Origin of the sequence: Psychromonas arctica DSM 14288 (assembly GCF_000482725.1) — a bacterium.
Taxonomy (GTDB): Bacteria; Pseudomonadota; Gammaproteobacteria; order Enterobacterales; family Psychromonadaceae; genus Psychromonas; species Psychromonas arctica.
The window spans coordinates 1-21,593 of the sequence record NZ_AXWP01000070.1 but is presented as its reverse complement, the minus strand read 5'-3'; the positions used below and the strand labels follow the sequence as shown (position 1 = coordinate 21,593).

The 21,593-nt window shown below is 38.3% G+C and carries 18 protein-coding genes, 2 pseudogenes and 1 riboswitch; of the genes and pseudogenes, 15 read left to right on the top strand and 5 right to left on the bottom strand.

What is annotated here, in order from left to right; genetic code table 11:
• Both H592_RS24215 and H592_RS0110225 read left to right on the top strand, forming a co-directional pair.
• Positions 1 to 247 (top strand): annotated as a pseudogene (locus tag H592_RS24215) (group II intron reverse transcriptase/maturase); the annotation flags it as partial.
• 452 nt (positions 248 to 699) lie between these two features.
• The gene (locus tag H592_RS0110225; RefSeq protein ID WP_037071543.1) at positions 700 to 2,592 is read left to right on the top strand and encodes a methyl-accepting chemotaxis protein; all 1,893 of its coding nucleotides are present in this window, start codon (positions 700 to 702) and stop codon (positions 2,590 to 2,592) included.
• Positions 2,593 to 2,760: 168 nt separating this feature from the next.
• Here the strand turns inward: H592_RS0110225 and H592_RS22010 are convergent, their stop codons facing one another.
• Positions 2,761 to 3,267, bottom strand: a complete 507-nt coding sequence (locus H592_RS22010; protein WP_051369126.1) for a PaaI family thioesterase — start codon at positions 3,265 to 3,267, stop codon at positions 2,761 to 2,763.
• 165 nt (positions 3,268 to 3,432) lie between these two features.
• On the opposite strand from H592_RS22010, the gene H592_RS0110215 reads away from it, so the two are divergent.
• The 11 genes from H592_RS0110215 (at position 3,433) to H592_RS0110165 (ending at position 13,519) form a co-directional block, all read left to right on the top strand.
• Entirely contained in the window at positions 3,433 to 3,732 is a 300-nt protein-coding gene (locus tag H592_RS0110215) for a DUF134 domain-containing protein (RefSeq protein WP_028868696.1), read from the top strand.
• 10 nt (positions 3,733 to 3,742) lie between these two features.
• Complete coding sequence (locus H592_RS0110210) at positions 3,743 to 4,135, top strand: NifB/NifX family molybdenum-iron cluster-binding protein (protein WP_028868695.1); 393 nt, start codon at positions 3,743 to 3,745, stop codon at positions 4,133 to 4,135.
• Between the two features lie 245 nt (positions 4,136 to 4,380).
• Positions 4,381 to 4,518: riboswitch (TPP riboswitch) on the top strand.
• A 95-nt stretch (positions 4,519 to 4,613) separates the two neighbouring features.
• A complete protein-coding gene (gene thiC / locus H592_RS0110205; protein WP_037071540.1) occupies positions 4,614 to 6,608 on the top strand; it encodes a phosphomethylpyrimidine synthase ThiC in 1,995 nt (664 codons plus the stop codon).
• Positions 6,609 to 6,692: 84 nt separating this feature from the next.
• A complete protein-coding gene (thiE, locus tag H592_RS0110200) occupies positions 6,693 to 8,201 on the top strand; it encodes a thiamine phosphate synthase (RefSeq protein ID WP_028868693.1) in 1,509 nt (502 codons plus the stop codon).
• Between the two features lie 21 nt (positions 8,202 to 8,222).
• The gene (locus H592_RS0110195) at positions 8,223 to 8,972 is read left to right on the top strand and encodes a HesA/MoeB/ThiF family protein (protein ID WP_028868692.1); all 750 of its coding nucleotides are present in this window, start codon (positions 8,223 to 8,225) and stop codon (positions 8,970 to 8,972) included.
• 43 nt (positions 8,973 to 9,015) lie between these two features.
• A complete protein-coding gene (thiS, locus tag H592_RS0110190) occupies positions 9,016 to 9,216 on the top strand; it encodes a sulfur carrier protein ThiS (protein WP_028868691.1) in 201 nt (66 codons plus the stop codon).
• A gap of 3 nt (positions 9,217 to 9,219) precedes the next feature.
• Positions 9,220 to 10,020, top strand: coding sequence for a thiazole synthase (locus H592_RS0110185; RefSeq protein WP_028868690.1), 801 nt, complete (start codon positions 9,220 to 9,222; stop codon positions 10,018 to 10,020).
• Positions 10,017 to 11,135, top strand: a complete 1,119-nt coding sequence (gene thiH, locus H592_RS0110180; protein WP_028868689.1) for a 2-iminoacetate synthase ThiH — start codon at positions 10,017 to 10,019, stop codon at positions 11,133 to 11,135. The genes H592_RS0110185 and thiH overlap by 4 nt, the downstream gene beginning before the upstream one ends.
• Positions 11,136 to 11,208: 73 nt before the next feature.
• Positions 11,209 to 11,589, top strand: a complete 381-nt coding sequence (locus H592_RS0110175) for an RNA-binding S4 domain-containing protein (protein ID WP_028868688.1) — start codon at positions 11,209 to 11,211, stop codon at positions 11,587 to 11,589.
• Between the two features lie 276 nt (positions 11,590 to 11,865).
• The gene (locus tag H592_RS0110170; RefSeq protein WP_028868687.1) at positions 11,866 to 12,840 is read left to right on the top strand and encodes a porin; all 975 of its coding nucleotides are present in this window, start codon (positions 11,866 to 11,868) and stop codon (positions 12,838 to 12,840) included.
• A gap of 79 nt (positions 12,841 to 12,919) precedes the next feature.
• Positions 12,920 to 13,519, top strand: a complete 600-nt coding sequence (locus tag H592_RS0110165) for a YccT family protein (RefSeq protein ID WP_028868686.1) — start codon at positions 12,920 to 12,922, stop codon at positions 13,517 to 13,519.
• A gap of 136 nt (positions 13,520 to 13,655) precedes the next feature.
• On the opposite strand, the gene H592_RS0110160 is transcribed toward H592_RS0110165, so the two are convergent.
• From H592_RS0110160 to uvrA, 3 genes are all read right to left on the bottom strand, one after another.
• Positions 13,656 to 14,411 (bottom strand): lytic transglycosylase domain-containing protein, encoded by a 756-nt coding sequence (locus tag H592_RS0110160; RefSeq protein ID WP_245600404.1) that lies wholly within the window; start codon positions 14,409 to 14,411, stop codon positions 13,656 to 13,658.
• 2 nt (positions 14,412 to 14,413) lie between these two features.
• Positions 14,414 to 16,189: a PglL family O-oligosaccharyltransferase gene (locus H592_RS0110155; RefSeq protein ID WP_028868684.1), complete on the bottom strand. Its 1,776-nt coding sequence runs from the start codon at positions 16,187 to 16,189 to the stop codon at positions 14,414 to 14,416.
• Between the two features lie 81 nt (positions 16,190 to 16,270).
• A complete protein-coding gene (uvrA, locus tag H592_RS0110150; RefSeq protein ID WP_028868683.1) occupies positions 16,271 to 19,099 on the bottom strand; it encodes an excinuclease ABC subunit UvrA in 2,829 nt (942 codons plus the stop codon).
• Positions 19,100 to 19,337: 238 nt separating this feature from the next.
• On the opposite strand from uvrA, the gene H592_RS0110145 reads away from it, so the two are divergent.
• Positions 19,338 to 21,146, top strand: coding sequence for a sensor domain-containing diguanylate cyclase (locus H592_RS0110145; RefSeq protein WP_028868682.1), 1,809 nt, complete (start codon positions 19,338 to 19,340; stop codon positions 21,144 to 21,146).
• Entirely contained in the window at positions 21,147 to 21,344 is a 198-nt protein-coding gene (locus H592_RS0110140; protein ID WP_028868681.1) for a hypothetical protein, read from the top strand.
• Here the strand turns inward: H592_RS0110140 and H592_RS24400 are convergent.
• Positions 21,318 to 21,593, bottom strand: a pseudogene (locus H592_RS24400) (IS4 family transposase); the annotation flags it as partial. The gene H592_RS0110140 and the pseudogene H592_RS24400 sit on opposite strands and share 27 nt — an antisense overlap.

Below are 21,593 nucleotides of genomic sequence, written 5' to 3'. Positions count from 1 at the left end.
AAGACGAAGATTAAGGGCAGTACAGCTTAACTTGTGGAAGAAGCCGAGTCGGCTACATCGACGATTAAAGCAGCTGAAATATAAGCCACCCTTTAAGTTCATTAAAATGAACTCGTGGCGAAATTCGAGAAGCCCCTTATCAAGTTTTGCGATGCCGAATAGTTGGTTTGAAGGGCTTGGTTTGTATAATATAGAGAATGTAAATACAGGTTGGCTTGCTCCATCAGCGTTTATGAAAAGCGGATGATGGAATAAAAGAATACAGGAGCCGTATACGAGGCCCGTACGTACGGTTCTGTGAGAGGGATGAGGCAAAAGCCTCACCCTACTCGATATGTCTAATTTTAAATAACGTCAATGTTTGAGCATTAACAGCTCGCTACGTACAATGCTGTAGGGTGAATTAGATACGAGTCTAGTGTTATGAGCGGAAGAGTTTTGCGCGACTGTTAGTGGTGAGTTCTCTATAGAGTTCAAAAAACACCATAGCTTATCCTGCTTCCCTAATATCTAGAGTAAGCCGATAAAGTAGCTGCTAAAAGTAATTTCAAATAATAATAATTTTAGCTTTTCCCTCGTAATGTAAGATGCGGGGCTCGTTTGTTTTTATCGATATGATGTTTTATTTTTACTTATAGGATATTTTAAACTATCCTCGCACCAACAATAAATTTATATCCAATAATAGGTATTTAAATTATGATTTTTGGTCGAGTTACACTTAAGCAAAAGTTGGCTTTTTCCGCTAGTTTTGCCATTTTAGTCGGTGCTATATTAGTGATGACAATCTCTTTTCAAAGCTCACTCAAACGATTAGATATTGAATTAAATCAGCGGCTTTTAAGTAGTACTAGTTATTACAATCGGTACGTGAGTGACTGGCTTGGTGCAAAAGGAGAAGCGCTACAGTCTCTACCCGCTACCATCGAACTTGATCAATTAGAAAAACATTTACAGCAGCTTCGAGTTGGTGCTAGGTTTGATAATGTATTTTTAGCATTTCAAGATGGTAGTCAAAAAAATGCAAATGGCGTAATTCTACCTCCAGGTAATGATGATCCTAGAAAGTGGGGCTGGTATAAAAATGCGATGAGCAAGCCGCAAGAAGTCTTTATGGATAACCCAACGGTAGCCGCAGCGACAGGCGCAAATGTTGTTTCTCTTGGTAAAGCCGTTCAGGTGCTAGGCGAAACTGCCGTTTTAGGTGCAGATGTACAGATAAGCGATATCATTGAGCAATTACAAAGTGCTGTCTTACCAGGTATAGGTTATATGTTTATCGCAACCGATAAAGGTAATGTTTTTGCACATGCTGATAGCTCGTTATTAAATAAACCACTTAGTGCGATGGACCCTGGATTGAGCCAAGGCTTGTCAAATTTATCCACTGCGAATGCTAAATTACAAATCATGATAGTGGCCAATCAAGAGAGTTATGTTTATGTCGCTCCAATTAAAGGTACGCGCCTACAAACGATTGTGATAATTAATAAAGAATCTGTTGTTGCGCCTTTAATTACAGCACTCTGGCAGCAATTGTTAGGTGCTTTAGTGATTGTTGCCGTTTGTTTGTTAGCTTTTAATCTGTTTTGTAATTATCTCTTTAAACCATTACAAGGTGTATCTCGTGCTCTGGAAACGATTGCACAAGGGGGAGGTGATTTAACGAGACGCATTGATATTGATAGTAATGACGAAGTGGGTACATTAGCGAAGCACTTCAACCAGTTTATGGGCAGCTTACAAATGCTTATTCAAGATGTTTTTGCTTTGGCTGAACAGCTTAAAATAGAAGCGCGTGACAGTGAAGGGCGATCCAATGAATCAGTTAAAGGGTTACAATTGCAGCAGCAAGAGGTAACCATGGTGGCAACGGCTGTGACTGAGATGTCATCAGCAACGCATGAAATTGCCGAAAATGCAGAGCAAACAGCACAGGCTGCTTATTCTTTAGCTGATTATGCGCAACAGGGGCAATCAGAAGTAGAAAAAACGCAACATTCAATTACCAACTTAACGACTGAAATCGTTCAGGCGACTGATGTTATTAGCGAGCTACATCAGCATGCGCAAGATATAAATGGAATTTTAACAACCATCCAAGGTATCGCGGATCAGACTAATTTATTGGCACTTAACGCTGCTATTGAAGCGGCAAGAGCTGGTGACCACGGACGTGGTTTTGCTGTGGTCGCTGATGAAGTACGTAGTTTAGCGCAGAGGACTCATAGCTCTACTGAAGAAATTCAGAGTATGATCGGCACTTTGCAGACGAGCACTAATAATGCAGTTAAATTGATGAATAACAGTTCTTTATTAGCGAAAGGTACAGTGAATGATGCACAGCAGGCTGCACAATCTTTAGCTAAAATTAAGGATTCAGTAGAAGTTATTAGTAATATGGCAACACAAATTGCCACCGCTTCAGAGGAACAAAATCAAGTAACCTCTGAGATCACTAAAAATACGACATCCATTAAAGATGTAACTGATAAATTAACGGAAGACGCTACGGTATCTAAATTACAAGCGAGTGAATTGAATACACAAGCTAATTTGTTAAGTGCTAAAGTTTCAGTTTTTCATGTGTAATTAATAATGAACTATTCGCTCCTCTTACTCTTGTAAGGGGAGACTTGTTTATCCCGAGATATCTAGCAGCAGATATTTTAGAAGCGTGAATATCTGCCTTAGGGGAGATATTTTGAACCTCAATGCAGCTAAAGCTACGGTAAGTATAAAGCCTATGCTGACAGATACTTAATGTGCTTTGCTTTTAGCAAATCCTTTTGTCATGAAACGTGCACTACTTTTTGCCATCAAGAGACCATCTACATATAACTCACCTTCTACTTTATAAAGAGGAGGACGAGAAGGCAGGACTTTAGCTGTCATTAAAATATCACTGTTGACTTTCATTTCATGTAGAAAGCGAATATTCATATCCGCCGTTACTGCTTCAATATCTTGATTGAAAACCGCTTGGCACATGCTGCTATCTAACAATGCCGCTAAAAAACCACCATGCAATATACTTTCATAGCCCTGCTGATGAATTGAGCTTTTAAAATGAGCCCAGACTTGCTGATTAGGATCACTGTAAAAATCTAATTTCAAACCTAATACGGTATTGGTCCCGCACATCATGCAACCTTGATGGCTTTTTTTCTTGCGCACTAATGTCAGCGGCTGAGGTATATGCTTGTTATTAAGTAATTGTAATTCTTTTAATAATTGTGCTTTTTCTGAGTCATGTGCAGCAGACATATTAACCTCTATCATTCATTATTGATAACAAAAGTAATTGGCATATGCTAATTACTTGGTTAAGATAACATAGCAAAAGGTAATTGATAACTGATAACTGAAATTTAGAACTAATAACTAATAACTAATAACTAATAACTAATAACTAATAACTGAGAGCTGTAGATGAGACCTAAAATAAAGCGGCATATCTGTGCTGAAAAATTTGCTAAATGTAGCCTATTTAAACCCAATGGTATTCCAGTAACTAAGCTAATCAAAATCAGTATCGAAAGTGATGAATTGGAAGCTATTCGCTTGGTGGATATTGAAGGGCTTTCGCAACAGGATGCAGCCAAAAGAATGCAAGTTTCACGACAAACCTTTGCCAATATTTTAAAAAAATCACGTTTTAAGATAAGTAATGCATTGATTAATGGTCATGCATTAGTCTTACCCGATGAATTAGTCAACCTCATTAATTAAGGAAAATACCATGATTTATGCTATCGCAATGAGCAATAATAAGCTGTCTCACCAGTTTTCAAAATCTGAGAACTTCACCTTTTATGATGAAAACAATCAGATAATAGCTGTGCATGATAATCCAGCTTTAGGTCTTACCGGTTGCTCTGCAAAGTTATTAATTATTCAACTCTTACAAGAAATGCACTGCGATGTTGTGATTGTTAGAAAAGTAGGTGAAAAAACCTTAGCAAAACTGCTAAATGCAGGTTTAAAAGTAGAGCAAGGTAATACAAGGGATGAGATTGAAACATTATTGCTAAGTGCTAAATTACATCGTCGATCATTAAATACACCTGAGCAAGGAGTGTTGAAAAAGGTATCGCATAAAAATGCTGATGGTCGATGCTGCCACCATCATTAGACCATATAGCCGTTATTTATCAACTTTATGGCTGAGATCTGCTTACTTCTAACCTTGCTGCTTTTTGCATCTTGAATGCGAGTAATTTTTACTTAGCCTCAAATAATAAATGGTTTAGGTTATTGGTTTAAATCATTTTACTATTTCCTTAACCCTTAAGTGATTAATCATTATTAAGAGTTAAGGTCTTTTTTGCTTAATTTTCTTCTCTTGTTTAACTTGGTTGCTTTTTCTTCTATACTGCCCGCATCTTGTCGGAGTGCTAATGGGAATTTCCCAAAGGCTGAGACCACATTAGTTAGCTATCATTTTGAATAGTTAACGTGGGATCCGTGGAACCTGATTGGGCTAATACCTACGAAGGGAACAAGTAGAAAATATCTGTCTATTTTCCATTCTTGGATATTTTTTAACTTCCACACCTATTCGACAAGCAATCTTTTATAAACCGTTTATATTAAACTAGGTAAAGAATGCTATGTCTAAAGAAATTAATTCAACGTTAAAAACCACTGATCGTAAAGGTCTATCTCGTCGTGAATCACGTCAAGCCGCACAGGACTATATTCAAAATTTGAATAATGAGTCTTATCCTAACTCTGAAAAAATATTTATTGATGGTGATATTCATCCGATCAAAGTAGCGATGCGTCAAATTCATCAAACTGATACATTTGTTGGTGGCAGTGAAGAAAACCCAATTTATGAAAAAAACGAACCTATTCCAGTTTACGATACATCAGGCCCTTATACAGATCCTAATACTAAAATAGATGTCCATGTGGGATTGCCAAAACTACGTAAAAGCTGGATAGAAGCGCGTGATGACGTCGAAGTCCTTGAAGGTGTGACGTCAGAGTTTGCACAGACACGTTTAGCTGACGAGTCATCAGATGAATTACGTTTCGCCAATTTACCTAAGCCTTTACGCGCTAAAAAAGGCCAATGTGTAACGCAATTGCATTACGCACGTCAGGGCATTATTACACCTGAAATGGAATATATTGCGATTCGTGAAAACCAAGGCCGTGAGCGAATTAAATGTGAAGCTTTACTTGCACAACATGCAGGGCAGAGTTACGGAGCGAATTTACAGGAATCAATTACGCCTGAATTTGTGCGCTCAGAAGTAGCTAGAGGGCGTGCGATCATTCCATCTAATATTAACCATCCAGAATTAGAACCGATGATCATTGGTCGTAACTTTTTAGTTAAAGTTAACTCTAATATCGGTAACTCTTCTGTCTCATCTTCCATTGAAGAAGAAGTTGAAAAATTAGTATGGTCGACGCTTTGGGGCGGTGACACGGTGATGGATTTATCAACGGGTCGTAATATTCATGAGACTCGCGAATGGATCCTACGTAACTCACCTGTACCAATCGGTACCGTACCAATTTACCAAGCCTTAGAAAAAGTAAATGGTGTGGTTGAAGATTTAACCTGGGAGGTCTTTCGCGATACGTTAATTGAGCAAGCAGAGCAAGGTGTGGATTATTTTACAATTCATGCGGGCGTATTGTTACGCTTTGTTCCGATGACGGCTAAACGCGTTACAGGTATTGTGTCACGTGGTGGTTCAATCATGGCGAAGTGGTGTCTGACTTATCATAAAGAAAACTTTGCTTATGAATACTTCCGTGAAATTTGTGAAATTTGCCAGCAGTACGATGTGTCGTTATCACTAGGCGATGGATTACGTCCAGGCTCGGTTGCAGATGCCAATGATGAAGCACAATTCTCTGAACTAGAAGTATTAGGTGAGTTAACCAAAGTAGCTTGGGAATATGATGTGCAAGTGATCATTGAAGGCCCTGGCCATATTCCGATGCAGATGATTAAAGAAAACATGGATAAGCAGTTAACAGAATGTTTTGAAGCGCCTTTCTACACATTAGGTCCACTAACAACTGATATTGCACCGGGTTACGACCATATCACCTCTGGTATCGGTGCTGCGCAAATTGGTTGGTACGGTTGTGCAATGCTGTGTTATGTGACACCTAAAGAACATTTAGGGTTACCTAATAAAGATGATGTAAAAGTAGGTTTGATCACTTATAAAATTGCAGCACATGCAGCAGATTTAGCAAAAGGCCATCCTGGTGCACAAATTCGAGACAATGCTTTATCTAAATCTCGTTTTGAATTCCGTTGGGAAGATCAATTCAATCTCGGTTTAGACCCAGTAACATCGCGAGAATATCACGATGAAACTTTGCCACAAGAATCGGGGAAAGTAGCGCATTTCTGCTCGATGTGTGGCCCTAAATTTTGCTCAATGAAAATCACCCAAGATGTGCGTGACTTTACTGCGAAGTTAGATTCAGGTGAAATATCGATTAAAATTCTTGATGAGACCATTGTTATGACGACAGGTATGACTGCAGAAGAAGGCATGGCCATTAAAGCGAAAGAGTTTACTGAAAGTGGTGCTGAAATATATCAGCCGGCTTTTGTGGATAAAGTATAAAGCTTAGATAAAGTATAATGGCAAAAATTACCGGCTATTAGTCTTTTACTAATAACCGGTTTACAAACAAGTTTAAGGTTAAATATGAATAATATAGTGTGGACAATTGCAGGATCTGACTCTAGCGCAGGCGCAGGGATCCAAGCAGATCTTTGTACATTCCATGATTTAGGGGCAGATGGTTGCTCTGTGATCACGGCGGTCACTGCGCAAAATTCACAAGCTGTGCAGCTTGTTGAAAGTGTTTCTGAAAAAATGTTCGCACAACAATTAGCCAGTTTAGCGGAAGATATGCCTGCTAAAGTGATTAAAATCGGTCTGATAGCGAGTGTTGAGCATGTCAAAATTCTTGCACAGCAACTAGCACTCTACAAACAAACTTGGGCACGTAAGCCATTTGTTATTTATGACCCTGTGGCGGTAGCATCGACAGGTGATGAAATGGCAGAAGAGGGCATTAATGAGGTTATTAAAACGCAATTACTCCCTCAAATCGATCTATTAACACCTAATGCGAATGAAGTATTAACCTTATCTGGACATGCATTAATTTCTGGTGAATCGTTTAAACCTGCCGTGGATAAATTAATCAGCATGGGCTGCGGTAGTGTTTTAATTAAAGGCGGTCACTTTGAGCTGGTGGATGACATTGCGCTTGATTATTGGAGTGATGGAGAAAGAGAAATCGCACTAACAAGCCCTCGTTTAGACAATGTTCATACGCACGGAACAGGTTGTACCTTAGCCAGTGCCATTGCTGCAACGATGGCCTTAGATTATTTTATAGAAGATGCGTTAGTGATTGCAAAAGCTTATTTAAACCAAGGCTTAAAAGCCTCTAAAGCACTCGGTGCTGGTGAAGGTTCTGTCGCGCATTGTGGTTGGCCAACGCTGCGTGCTGATTTTCCTGAAGTCGTTTTACCTGAATCAAGTATTGGTTATGAGTTAGACCTACCAGGTAGTTTAGAAGCGGGCCCTGGCTTTAAACCTTGTGACACCATTAAATTAGGTTTATATCCCGTTGTTGATTCTGTTGAATGGGTAGAGCGCGTATTGAAAATGGGCGTAAAAACTCTTCAGTTACGTATTAAAGACAAACAACCAGAACAAGTCGAGCAACAAATTATTGATGCGATAGCGTTAGGAAAACAGTATGACGCACGTTTATTTATTAATGATTATTGGCAGTTAGCCATCAAACATAATGCTTACGGAGTACATCTGGGGCAAGAAGATATGGATGTAGCTGATTTACCGTTAATTGCCGATGCAGGTTTACGTTTAGGATTAAGCACCCACGGTTATTATGAAATGTTACGTGCAAGACAGCTTAAACCAAGTTATATCGCGTTAGGGCATATTTTCCCAACAAAAACGAAAGATATGCCTTCCGATCCACAAGGATTAACGCGTTTATCTAAGTATGCGAACTTAATGTCAGATATGGCAACCGTTGCTATTGGAGGCATTAATTTAGAGCGCGCTCCAGCAGTATGGCAGACGGGGATTGGTAGTATTGCGGTAGTGACTGCAATTACATTAGCGGATGACCCTAAACAGGTGGTTAATCAGTTTAATGAAATCATGTGTTAGTAGTGAACAGAGGATAAAAGCATGTTGAATGACGATGAGTTATTACGTTATAGCCGCCATCTATTGTTAGAAGATGTTGGAGAAACGGGTCAACAGGCCCTCAAAAATGCCAAGGTGCTTATTATTGGGATGGGAGGGTTGGGTTCACCGGCTTCATTGTATCTTGCTGCTGCTGGCGTCGGGCATATCGTATTGAATGATTTTGACCATATTGAAGTAAGTAACTTACAACGCCAAATTTCTTATCAAAGTGATGATATTGGTGAAGCAAAAGTAGAAGTCGCTAAACGTAAATTGCAGCAAATTAATCCAGAAATTAAAGTCCGCAGTATCAATAAAGCCATGCCAGAAATACAATTGACCATGGAATTGACCATGGCTGATTTAGTGTTGGATTGCACTGACAATATGGCGAGTCGACAGTTGATCAATAAATCCTGTGTTGATGCAAAAGTACCGTTAATTGTAGGGGCTGCAATACGCTTTGAAGGACAATTGATGTTCTTTGACCATAGTGAAACAGATTCCCCTTGTTACCACTGCCTATTTCCAGGTTCAGAAGAGCAAACTCTCAATTGCAGTAATTCAGGCATTATTGGTCCGGTGGTTGGCACTATAGGTACATTACAAGCGTTGGAAGCGATTAAATATTTTGTTGGTTTACCGTCAGGCATTAAAAATAAATTGAAATTGTTCGATGGCAAATCGTTAGATTGGCAAACTTTTACAATTAATAAAGATCCTAAGTGCACAGTATGTGGACAGCATTAATTAAGTGGTGTCAATTACACTGCATTGATAGGGGCAAAGCCTGATGAAAATACACGTTAATGAGCAAGTGTTAGAACTTGCTGAAAATATAAATATTGAACAATTATTAGTACATTTAGATAAACCGCTGATCGGCAGTGCTGTTGCGGTTAATCAAGACATTATCAGTCGCTCTCACTGGGCGGACACTATTCTTAATGAGGGAGATAATATCTCTCTATTTCAAGCGATTGCGGGTGGATAAATCATGTTATTTGATGAAATGAAAAAAAACGATCAGTTGATTATTGGTGATAAATCATTCTCTTCTCGTTTGTTTACTGGGACTGGAAAGTTTAATGATCAACAGACCATGGTCGCTGCATTAAAAGCATCACAATCAGAATTAGTTACAATGGCCTTAAAGCGTGTCGATATGCAACATCGTGACGATGATATCCTTGCGCCATTAATTAAAAATGGCATGAAGTTATTACCCAATACATCAGGGGCCCGTAATGCAAAAGAGGCTGTTTTTGCAGCGGAATTAGCGCGTGAAGCATTGCAAACTAATTGGGTCAAATTAGAAATTCATCCTGATCCTAAATACTTATTACCTGACCCCATTGAAACTTTAAAGGCGGCTGAAATGCTAGCCAATAAAGGCTTTATTGTTTTACCTTATGTCCATGCCGACCCTGTATTGTGTAAGCATTTAGAGGCGGCTGGTTGTGCTGCTGTGATGCCGTTAGGCGCACCAATTGGCTCAAATAAAGGCATTAAAACCGCTGATTTTTTAGAAATAATTATTGAACAAGCGAATATTCCAGTGATTGTGGATGCAGGATTAGGTAGCCCTTCTCATGCTGCTCTGGCAATGGAGATGGGAGCAGATGCGGTGTTAGTTAATACTGCGATTGCTGTTGCGGGCAACCCTGTTGCCATGAGTGAAGCCTTTGCAAAAGCGGTGCAAGCAGGTCGCCAAGCTTATTTAGCGGGTTTAGGTGGACAAAGCACACAAGCGATTGCCTCAAGTCCATTAACGGCATTTCTTGAGGCAAGTCTATGAATTTCAGTGACAAAATAAAAGAGTATCAATGGGACGATATTCGCCTATCTATCTATGCTAAAACAGATACTGATGTGCAACGTGCCTTATCAAAATCACGTTTAGATTTAGAGGATTTTAAAGCGTTAATAAGTCCAGCTGCTGAACCTTATTTAGAGCAAATGGCGCAAAAATCACAGCAGTTAACTGTGCAACGTTTTGGTAAAACGCAACAGTTTTATATTCCACTCTATCTTTCGAATATGTGCAGTAATATTTGCACTTATTGTGGTTTTTCAATGCACAACGCATTACGTCGTAAAACCTTAGATATGCAAGAAATTGAGAATGAATGCCTAGCCATTAAAAAAATGGGCTTTGACCATATTCTAATTGTAACGGGGGAGTCTGAACGTAAAGTCGGCATGGATTATTTCAAGCAAGCTTTACCTGTTATCAAAAAGTACTTTGCAAACATTACCATCGAAGTACAACCACTTGATAAAGACGAATACAGTGAATTGATTGAATATGGTGTTAATGCAGTATTAGTCTATCAAGAAACATATAATCCAGTGACCTACGCAGAACATCATTTAAAAGGTAAAAAGTCTGATTTTATCTACAGATTAGATACGCATGACCGACTAGGTGAAGCCGGTATTCATAAAATGGGCTTAGGTAGTTTAATCGGTTTAGAAGAATGGCGCACGGACTGTTTTTTTGTAGCTGCGCATTTAAGCTATTTAGAGAAAAAATATTGGCAAAGCCGTTATACTATTTCATTTCCTCGTTTGCGCCCCTGTGAAGGGGGGATGGAAATAAAATCAGTGATGAATGATAAAGAACTAGTGCAATTGATTTGTGCCTATCGTCTATTTAATCCTGAAGTGGAATTGTCATTATCGACACGTGAATCTGAACACTTTCGCAATCATGTTCTACCCTTAGGTATTACTTCTCTAAGCGCCGGTTCAAGTACTCAACCAGGTGGTTATGCAGAGCAATCAGAGGTGGCATTAGAGCAATTTGAGATCAGTGATGAGCGTTCACCTGCTATGATGGCGGAGATTGTTAAAAAACAAGGTTATGAAGTGGTCTGGAAAGACTGGGATCACAGTCTAACTGCAAAATAATGGCTATTCCCGTTACCACTCAAAATGTAAAAGTAATGTATCTTGATGGATAACGGATATAAGGAAAATAAAGATGACAGAGCACGAGTTCGAACAAGAAGAAGAGATTTATGCGACTTTAGTAGAGATTAAGCGCGAACCGATCGAATTATATAAAATATTAAAAATTGAAAATCTTGTTTCCGGTGGTGGTGAAGCGAAGCAAGTGATCGCAGAAGGTTATGTGTCGCTTAATGGAGAAGTTGAAACTCAAAAGCGTAAAAAAGTTTATGCAGGCGATCTGATTTACTTTAATGAGCAATATTTTCAGATTGCAGTACAAGGTGCGACGGCAGATTATGAGTTTATAGAGCAGGAACAAGAAGCGCCGGTTAAGAATCATAATAGCAAACAAGATAAGCAATCAGAATTGCCAATAGCGGCGAAAAAAACGCGAAAGCCAATTAGTTTTTAACGAGCAGATCAATTACTTTCATTGATAAAAATTACACTTTTTTATTTATATTTCAATTGTTTAAATTTCAACTCCTTGTTTTTTGTGATTCAGATCGCTATTTGTAGTTTTTGTGTCATTTATTCATGAATTCCTTTTAAAACTTATATAAGTTAGAGGCGTTACTTAACAGGGACACGGATCGTCTACATTTTTGACTAAAGTAATGGTGCTTATTCGAGCACTTATCTCTCAAAATCATCAATAAAAATGATTCTAAACTATAGGAAAATGAATATGACATTCAATAAATATTTAATTGCCGTTGCCTCTGGTGCTATTCTTTCTGCTCCGCTTTCTGCTGCTACTATTTACAAAAACGATGCCCAAGAATTCAATGTAGGTGGACGTGTAGAAGTACGTGGTAACCTAACTGATGGCGAATACACTGATAAATCTCGTGTACGTTTGAATGTAAATGGTAAAAATAAGTTAAATGAAGATTTGACTGTTTTTGGTCGTTATGAATTTGAAATTAAAGAAAACAAAGATGACAATGAAGCAAATCTAACAACACGTCATCTCTACGTGGGTGGCGATACTCAATTTGGTACTGTTATTTACGGTCATCAAAACAATGCAGTTACCTACCTAACTGACTTCACCGATGTAGCTGAAACATTTGTTGGTTATATTAATGAAAATACAGCTACATCAGGCGACCGTTCAAAAAACACATTACGTTATATCTATGAAGCAGATGCATTAACTTTCCAAGTATCTGGTACTCAAAATGCAAATGATAATGCCGATGGTTTTGGTGTAATGGCTGCTTATAAAATCTCGCCTGAAGTGGAATTAGCTGCAGGTATCGCAAGCAGTGACCAAGAATACGGTAATGGTGCGGAAACAAGACAATCAGATTCTTATATGGTTGCTGCACGCTACTCAAAAAATAATGTTTACCTCGCAGCGACAGGTATGACTGGTAATATTTCAGCTGCTGGTATTGCAGATTCTGATTTTGTTGCTGCAGATGCTTATGCGGGTTACTACTTTGGTGAAGATAACGGTAACTTAGTCAATATTGGATATAGCTACTATTCAGCTGATGATATTGCATCATTAGAGACTAACTTTGTTGCCGTTGAATATGCACGTTACGTCGGCAACTTTGCTGTATACGGTAGTTACAAATTAGCATTAAATAACGATATGTCTGCTGGCGATCGTGAAAATGAATTACAACTAGGTGCTCGTTACGGCTTCTAGGTTATGGTTCACGAGATAGTTTATTCTGAAAAGCACTCTTTTTGAGTGCTTTTTTAGTTTTAGTTGGAGATAATTAAAGATGAAATTATGGAATATTTTGAGCATTGCAATGGCCTGTTGCATAAGTACACAGGTGTTAGCGGATATCCAGTTAACCATACCATCACAGGTTAAATTACAGCTTGTTAACGGTGAAAAGTCATCTAGTGTTTCACCGTTGTTATTAAAAAATGGTCAAAACCAAATCGCATTTCGTTATCAAGATCGTTATCGCGTAGGGGGAGATGATGTATTTTATTCCTCTGATATTATCATTATGACCTTTGCGGGAAAGGATGATAATTATGTGATGAGCGTTCCTAAATTAACATCGCAAGCTGAACGTGATGCGTTTAATGAAAAGCCGAGTATTAGCTTAAAAGACAGCCAGTCACAGAAAGTGGTATTTGAGCAGGGTAAGCTATTGAAAAATGGTATGCAGTTTGACCGCGATTTAGTGGCAGAAATGAAAGATTATAATTTGACCTCTCAACCAGCTTCATTACAACAGCGTGTGACAATCATTACCACTCCAGGTACTCAGTCTGAAGTCGATGTTGCCGGTAAAATGTTAGATTACTGGTACCAGAAAGCCGATCAAAAAACGCGTGAACAATTCAAATTACGTATTAGTCAATAATATACTTTTTGTGCATTCAGTTTGAATACAGACGGGCAGAGTAGATTAGTGTTGCTGAAAAGATAAGATAGTTAAGTCGCGCTTTATTACCTTATCTTTTAAGCGTTCAAGAGCCTCTTTTATCTGCTCAATGCCGCTACAAATTGTGTTTATAATATTGATAAAACGTCAGTACCTTGGAGACATACTGTTGTGTTTCCGGATAAGGTGGAATCTGACGTTTATATCGTCTTACTGCGCCTTCTCCTGCGTTATAAGCCGCTAACGCTAAATCCTTGCTACGAAACTCTTTTAATAATGTTTTTAAATAGAGCGCACCTGCAAAAATGCTTTGTGTGGGATCGAATGGGTCGTTAACGCCAAATCGCTTTGCTGTTTCAGGCATTAGCTGCATTAATCCTTGAGCACCTGCTGATGATATTGCCTTGCGTTGATAAGCAGATTCTGCGGTGATCACCGCGTGTAAAAATGCTGGATCCAGTTGATGCTTGTTGGCTGCATTGACTATAATAGGGTGATATTTTCTCTGTAGCGTTGTATTACGAGGAATGGCAATATTGGTATAACTCTTCGCTTTCCAATTTTTAAAACTAGGTGGCGCTCTATTGCTATCACTGCGTAGTAATAGCTTATAGTTTTTGTTTTCCTTACGTTCAGAGAAAAATTTATTTCCGTTTTTGTCTGTGTACATATAAATGTCGGCATTGGCAGTAAACACTAGACCGCTCATGATTAAGGTCAAAAAACAGAGCAATGAACGTAACGTCAATGAACTTCGCTCCAATAAACATGGCGCTAATGAATGTAACATTGCGGTCAATGTGGTGCCTAAATCAACGCCTGACTGATGCTTTAATCTAACCCTGAAGATTGTTCTTAATACCTTCAACATATTTATTGATTACCCTTTTCAATATTCAGTGTATTGGCTTCTGAGTTTGCTAGTGACGAGCTGGTGGTTTTTGCTGGAGCAGTTGTTAAAGCGGTTGAAACCGCATCAGACGTTTCTTTTTCCACTGCATCTGCATTTTTAAGACCTTTATCTTTAGGATATAAAAATCGAGCATATTGTAATGTTTGCAATGCTTTTTCTGGTTGATCGCTGTGTTTATAAGCGAGATATAAAATATGAAAGTAAAAAGGTTTTGGAGAGCGATAAACCGTTGTCTCTAATTCGTTAATAATTTGTTTTATTTCTGTTTTATTATCATTTTGTATCGCACCGTTCAAGCGGAAGTTGTAAAGATGAAAGGTGAAATTAGTATCAAAAACAAGTGGATTAACAATATGCATTAATATACGAATATCTGGATTTGTACTGCGCTCAAATTCAGTTATTTTTGAAATAGTGAATAGGTTGGTCACCATAAAGATGGCAGTGAAAAGCGGAATTAAGGTGCCCGTAACACGCAGGAAAAAAGTCGGGGTAAAGCGTTTTTGATGCGTTGTCTCGGATTCGTAATCAACATAAAAAACCAATACTATCAATACTAACCAATGTAAGGCGGAATGATAGAGGGGATATTCTGTTTGAGTATGTACAGCAATCGGCACCACTAAAGCCAATAATGCTAACGCTTTGTTTAACTTAAATGAGCATAATAAAAGTATAAAAGTGAACACGAGCAGTAATATGCCCAGTATAGGAGCAACACCACCTTCAATTGCCCAAAAAAGTAGGTCATTGTGTGGATGTGTCAGTACTGAGACTTCAGGCTTCGATTGGCCATTCTTTACTTTTTCTGCGGTATGAATTAAATATTCTTTTTCGAAACTACCGTATCCGTAACCGAGCAAAGGTTTTTCTTTGATCATATCCCAGCTATTACTGTAGTGGACCAGTCGTTGACCTCCTTCTGCAAGGCTACTTACATTACGAGCACCTAATGCATCGCCCTTCATGGAAGCAAAGCCTGTACCTAATACAATAGCCAGTAAAAATAAGCCTAAACGTTTTTTGTTTGTTTGCCACGCCCAAGGTGCAAGTAACAAAAGAGCAATCACTGTGCCTAAATAACCAGTGCGAGACATAGCAACGGTGATCACCCAAATATTTAGCATTGCAGTGAGTAATAAGAAGATATGAAGCTTTTTATTGTTTACTTTCTGTAGTAAATAGCCACTCAGGATAAGTGTTGTCGCCATGAAACTAGCTAACACATTCGGTTGTTGGAAAATTCCATAGGGGCGGCCATAACCTACGTTGTAACCAAAGTAGTTGTCGGCGGGTAATAAATAATCTTGCATCAGGCTATAACAAGCTTGTATTAAACCTGCTAACACAATCAGCAATAAGAGCTTTTCGACTTGTGGTCGAGTAAAGTTAAATTGTTGCAGGCTGAGAAACAGTAAAATACCTGCAAATAACCCTAACAAACGCGTATAACTTTGATCTGCTAAGACATTGTTAGGATAGAAAACAGGTACAAATAATAATCCTAAAGCAATAAAAATAATGGCTGTATATTTAGAGTAAATTACTTTTTGTTGTGCACTTATTTTCCATAATCCTAACCCGATCAATAGAGAGAAAAATATCCATACCACATTATTAACCGCAAGTTCTAAGCCACTTCCCCCTTGATTATGTTGGAAGTAATGCGCTCCGAATCCCATTAAAAGTGTAAAACTAATAAAAAATGTACGTGTTAATTTTTGTTGTAAATCCATTTATCTCTCATGCTTATCTAGGATTGCTTGTGATGCGATTATTTATTTCTTGAATCCAATTAATAAATAATCGCTATTGAGTTACTTCTTCTTGTCTAAAATCGCTTTTAAGAATTGTCCTGTATAACTGCCTTTTACTTTTACTACCTCTTCCGGTGTGCCGGTTGCAATTATTTCACCACCGCCATTACCGCCTTCAGGGCCTAAATCGATGATCCAGTCTGCTGTTTTAATAACATCCAAATTGTGCTCTATTATCACTAAAGTGTTACCTTTGTCGCGCAGAGTATGGATCACTTTTAGCAGTTGAGCAATGTCATGGAAGTGTAATCCTGTGGTTGGCTCATCTAGAATATACAGCGTTTTGCCGGTATCTCGCTTAGACAGCTCCCTAGCTAACTTAATACGTTGCGCCTCACCACCCGATAAAGTTGTCGCCGCTTGCCCTAATCGAATATAGGATAGACCAACATCCATTAATGTTTGTAATTTTCGTGCAATAACAGGCACAGGTTCAAAGAATTTAAATGCATCTTCGACAGTCATATCTAAGGTTTCATGAATATTTTTACCTTTGTATTTCACTGATAAGGTTTCTCGGTTATAGCGTTGTCCTTTACAGGCGTCACAAGGCACATAAACATCAGGTAAAAAGTGCATTTCTACTTTGATCATGCCATCACCTTGACAGGCTTCGCAGCGTCCGCCTTTAACATTAAAGCTGAAACGGCCTGGTTTATAACCTCGTGATCGAGATTCAGGTGTGGCTGCAAATAACTCTCGAATTGGTGTGAAAATACCAGTGTAGGTCGCAGGGTTTGAGCGTGGTGTTCTACCGATTGGACTCTGATTGATATCAACCACTTTATCAAGTTGTGATAAGCCACTAATACTCTTATGCTTAGCGGCTTGTATTGTGGTCGCTTTATTGAGCTTGGTTTGTGCTAATGGAAATAGTGTATCGTTAATCAATGTCGACTTACCAGATCCTGATACGCCCGTTACGCAGGTTAAAACACCAACAGGTAAAGCTAAATTCACTGATTTTAAGTTATTTGCACTTGCAGCATTAAGTTTTACCCATTTACCAGTGAGTGGTGTTCGTTGCGCTGGGATCTCAATGGCTTTACGGCCACTCAAGTAATCGGCAGTTAGTGAGTTTTTAGCTTTTAATATTTTTTGATAATTACCCTGCGCAATTATCTCTCCCCCGTGGATACCTGCACCAGGGCCAATATCAATAATATGATCAGCTTGACGTATTGCATCCTCATCGTGTTCTACAACAATCACGGTATTACCTAAATCACGCAAATGAGTGAGCGTTTTTAGTAAACGCTCGTTATCACGTTGATGTAACCCAATGGAAGGTTCATCTAATACGTACATCACTCCCATTAAACCTGCACCTATTTGACTCGCCAAACGGATACGCTGTGCTTCCCCTCCTGATAAAGTTTCTGCACTTCGCTCTAGGCTGAGGTAATTAAGGCCGACATTTACCAAAAAGCTGAGACGTTCTAAAATCTCTTTTAATATTTTTTCTGCTATTTGCGCTTTCTGACCCTGTAGTTGAATATTTCTGAAAAATTGTTCTGCATCTGAAATAGAGAGCTCTGAAATATAAGCAAGATTGACGTCATTGATAAATACATTCCTCGACGATTCTTTTAAGCGAGAACCATGGCAACTTGAACAAGGTTGACGGTTCATGTATTTACTTAAATACTCGCGCATGGCAGAAGACTCTGTTTCTTTATAGCGACGCGAGCGATTAGGAATAACACCTTCAAAGGAATGCAGACGAGATACTTGATCACCTCTATCATTGCTATAAGTGAAGGAAATTTTATCTGCACCAGAACCATTTAAAACGATTTGTTGTTGCTTTTTGGTAAGCGATTTAAAAGGGCTTTTTACTGAAAAATCATAATGTGCAGCGACTGCTTGTATTATTTGATAATAGTAATTAGATTTACTGCTCCATCCTTCAATGGCGCCGTTTGCTAAGCTGAGTGAGCTGTCGGTCACCACTCGTGCCTCATCAAAATACTGCTCGACTCCCAAACCATCACAGGTTTCACAAGCACCAGCAGGACTATTGAATGAAAAGATACGAGGTTCTAATTCTGCAATGCTATAACCACAATGTGGGCACGAAAAATTAGCAGAAAAGAGTTGTTCTGGATGGTTGTTATCCATGTCAGCTAATATTGCAGACCCATGACTTAAGTCTAATGTGGTCTCAACCGATTCAGCTAAACGCTGTTTAAGGTCGCCTCGTACTTTAAAGCGATCCACAACGACTTCTATATTATGTTTTTTATGTAATGCTAATTTTGGTGGATCACTTAAATCACAAATATCTCCATCAATGCGAGCACGTAAAAAGCCTTGAGCCGCTAAGCTTTCAAATATTTTTGCATGCTCGCCCTTACGATCTTTAACAATTGGAGCAAGAAGCATCATTTTACTTCCTTCAGGGTGCTCCAAAATAGCATCTACCATTTGGCTAACGGTTTGCGCATGTAACGTGACACCGTGAGTCGGACAACGTGGATCGCCAATACGGGCAAATAATAAACGTAAATAATCTGATATCTCAGTAATGGTGCCTACCGTGGAGCGAGGATTATGAGAAGTTGATTTTTGCTCAATTGAAATCGCTGGTGACAAACCTTCTATATGTTCTACATCGGGTTTTTCCATTAATGATAAAAATTGGCGAGCATAAGCGGATAATGATTCAACATAGCGACGTTGGCCTTCTGCATATAAGGTATCAAAAGCTAATGAGGATTTTCCTGAGCCTGAAAGGCCGGTGATCACAACTAACTTATCGCGAGGAATGGAAAGGCTGATATTTTTTAAGTTATGCGTTTTTGCACCGCGGATTTCAATGTTATTCATTACTTCTCACTCGCTAATTATGTTGAATAATAGATATATTCTAGTGGGCTGAGGGTGTTATTTATTAATCGATTTGCTTATTTAAATCATAATACACTGTGAATTATTACAGTGGTAGTCAAGATTGAGTTGGAGCAAACGCATATTTTGGAAAATATATTACTTGTTACTAAATTTTTACTTTAAAATCACATTTTTGTTTTGTATTTTAAAGTTTAAAATAAACCGGATGGTTTTTATGTTACGTATTTTTTTGATGATATACTCACTTTTTTTGAGTTCTGTTTCTTTAGCCCATAACTACCAACCACTGCAAGTTGCAGAAGCTAATTATCTAGCTGAGAATTTCCCATTACATATTTATATTGATCACTCTAAATCAATGACCATTGATGATATTAGTGAGCTTAATCTAGATCAAAGTAACAGCACCTCACGTATTAATATATCCGTTGAACGTGCAAATTATTGGTTTGTATTTCAGATGCACAACCAAAGCGAGCAAGCGATACAGCGAATCGTTAAATTTGATGAAACCTTTCTCTATCAAGCAGATATTTACTATCGGGTTAAAGATTCGAGCTCTACTAAAAAGAAACATAAGAATACGCGATGGTTTCATGATCAAAGTGGTTTAGCAGTTCCTGTTGCGGAGCGCAGTATTCATAATCGTCTACCGAGTTTTAGTGTGCCATTACAGGCTGGCGAAACAAAAACGATATATGCCAAGATCAATACCGAGATTAACTTGGTGACTGTCGGGCTTGAGGTAAAGTCTCCCTATCAATATGCACAGGATGAGCAAATTGAGATTGCCGGATACTGGTTATTTTTTGGTATGTCCTTGGCTATGTTTATTTATAATTTGTTCTTATTGATCTCATTAAGGGACAAATTATATTTTCATTACGTACTGTACTGCGTTACTTTTATTATTTTTGTCTTTATGTACAGTGGTTTTGATCTGTATGTGATTAAATCAGCTTCAGTCCATTATTTGTATATAATTTCAATTTCCATCTCGTTTGTTTTTCTATTACAGTTTGTTCGAACATTATTAGAAACCAGCAGTAACTTACCAAAAATAGACTTTTGTTTAAGGTTTTTGATGGCATTGTTTATCCTGCAAAGTGTGGTTAGTGGTATCAACACTCATTATTATTATTTAATTATCTATATCGCCATGCCAAGTACTTTATTTCTATTATTAGTGAATGTCATTGCTTACTTTAAGAAAGTGCCACTTGCTAACTATGCTCTGTTTGGATTGAGTTGGTATGCATTAGGTGTGTTTGCTGTTGCAGGCGTTAATGCTGGTATTTTGCCCTTTAATTTCTTTACTCGTTATGGTTTTATGCTTGGATCGCTGATTGAATTAGTTGTCTTCTCATTAGCGTTAGCTTATCGAGTACATGATTTACAAGTCAATAAAAGCACACTGTATTTGAATTTGTACAAAGCAAAATATCAATTAGAAAAAACGGTTAAATCACGTACTGCTGAGCTGATTTCTGTTAATAAATCATTGCAGCAATTGTCGCAGGAGGATGGTCTCACTGGATTATTTAATCGTCGCTTCTTTGATCAAACTATTGCCAAAGAATGGATGCGTCTAAAGCGAGAAAAAGGTTCACTTTGTTTAATTATTTCCGATATCGACTTTTTTAAGCAGTTTAACGATATTTATGGACACCAACATGGCGATCATTGCCTGCGTATAACCAGCGCCTTGATCAAGCAATCAACAACACGTAGTGCCGATTTTAGTGCGCGTTACGGAGGAGAAGAGTTTGTGATTTTGCTACCCAACAGCAATGCAGAGGATGGCCGACAAATTGCCAATAAAATCAAACAAGCGTTAAAAGAAAGCCACATTATCCATTCTCATAATCCAGGAGGGATTCTCACAATGAGTTTTGGCATTAGCGCTGTAATACCTGATCAAAACAACTCAGTAGAACAGCTTATTAAGCAGGCGGATGATGCTTTATATCAGAGTAAAGAGAACGGTAGAAATTGTATTACTATTTATAAAGAAAGCGTGTAAATGGCTGATATTAAAGTTAAAGAAAAACTCACCTTGATCGATAAAATCAGTATCATTAGCTATCGTGCCGGCATGATCTTTTTCACAATTAGCTTGTTAGTATTAGCATTGCAGCAATTGTATTACCCAGTATGGTACAAACATGGATTAGTATGGATCAATGCCGTTCGGTTAAGAGATTTTAGGCTTATATCTTAACGGATATCTAGATGGAATATAGAGCACTGAACGTGAAAACGTTCGGTGTTTTCTTTTTTTGGGCAAAATAAAATGTTTAACATCTTCTCGCATAAGCTGAAGCTTTTTCGGAATAGTGCCATTACCTGATAGTGCATAGGCTCTTATTTGCGTATCTATAATACAAATGGCTGCCGTGAAACTGATCCGTGTAGGTTCAACCTTCGCTTCTAGCGCAATATTAACCATTTCAAGTCGGATCAAATTATA

Coding starts and splice junctions, on each gene's coding strand:
- thiH (WP_028868689.1), top strand. CDS start 10,017: ATGAATTTCAGTGACAAAATAAAAGAGTATCAATGGGACGATATTCGC.
- uvrA (WP_028868683.1), bottom strand. CDS start 19,099: ATGAATAACATTGAAATCCGCGGTGCAAAAACGCATAACTTAAAAAAT.
- H592_RS0110215 (WP_028868696.1), top strand. CDS start 3,433: ATGAGACCTAAAATAAAGCGGCATATCTGTGCTGAAAAATTTGCTAAA.
- H592_RS0110210 (WP_028868695.1), top strand. CDS start 3,743: ATGATTTATGCTATCGCAATGAGCAATAATAAGCTGTCTCACCAGTTT.
- H592_RS0110225 (WP_037071543.1), top strand. CDS start 700: ATGATTTTTGGTCGAGTTACACTTAAGCAAAAGTTGGCTTTTTCCGCT.
- H592_RS0110155 (WP_028868684.1), bottom strand. CDS start 16,189: ATGGATTTACAACAAAAATTAACACGTACATTTTTTATTAGTTTTACA.
- thiS (WP_028868691.1), top strand. CDS start 9,016: ATGAAAATACACGTTAATGAGCAAGTGTTAGAACTTGCTGAAAATATA.
- thiE (WP_028868693.1), top strand. CDS start 6,693: ATGAATAATATAGTGTGGACAATTGCAGGATCTGACTCTAGCGCAGGC.
- H592_RS0110140 (WP_028868681.1), top strand. CDS start 21,147: ATGGCTGATATTAAAGTTAAAGAAAAACTCACCTTGATCGATAAAATC.
- H592_RS0110170 (WP_028868687.1), top strand. CDS start 11,866: ATGACATTCAATAAATATTTAATTGCCGTTGCCTCTGGTGCTATTCTT.
- H592_RS0110195 (WP_028868692.1), top strand. CDS start 8,223: ATGTTGAATGACGATGAGTTATTACGTTATAGCCGCCATCTATTGTTA.
- H592_RS0110145 (WP_028868682.1), top strand. CDS start 19,338: ATGTTACGTATTTTTTTGATGATATACTCACTTTTTTTGAGTTCTGTT.
- H592_RS0110160 (WP_245600404.1), bottom strand. CDS start 14,411: ATGTTGAAGGTATTAAGAACAATCTTCAGGGTTAGATTAAAGCATCAG.
- H592_RS22010 (WP_051369126.1), bottom strand. CDS start 3,267: ATGTCTGCTGCACATGACTCAGAAAAAGCACAATTATTAAAAGAATTA.
- H592_RS0110185 (WP_028868690.1), top strand. CDS start 9,220: ATGTTATTTGATGAAATGAAAAAAAACGATCAGTTGATTATTGGTGAT.
- thiC (WP_037071540.1), top strand. CDS start 4,614: ATGTCTAAAGAAATTAATTCAACGTTAAAAACCACTGATCGTAAAGGT.
- H592_RS0110165 (WP_028868686.1), top strand. CDS start 12,920: ATGAAATTATGGAATATTTTGAGCATTGCAATGGCCTGTTGCATAAGT.
- H592_RS0110175 (WP_028868688.1), top strand. CDS start 11,209: ATGACAGAGCACGAGTTCGAACAAGAAGAAGAGATTTATGCGACTTTA.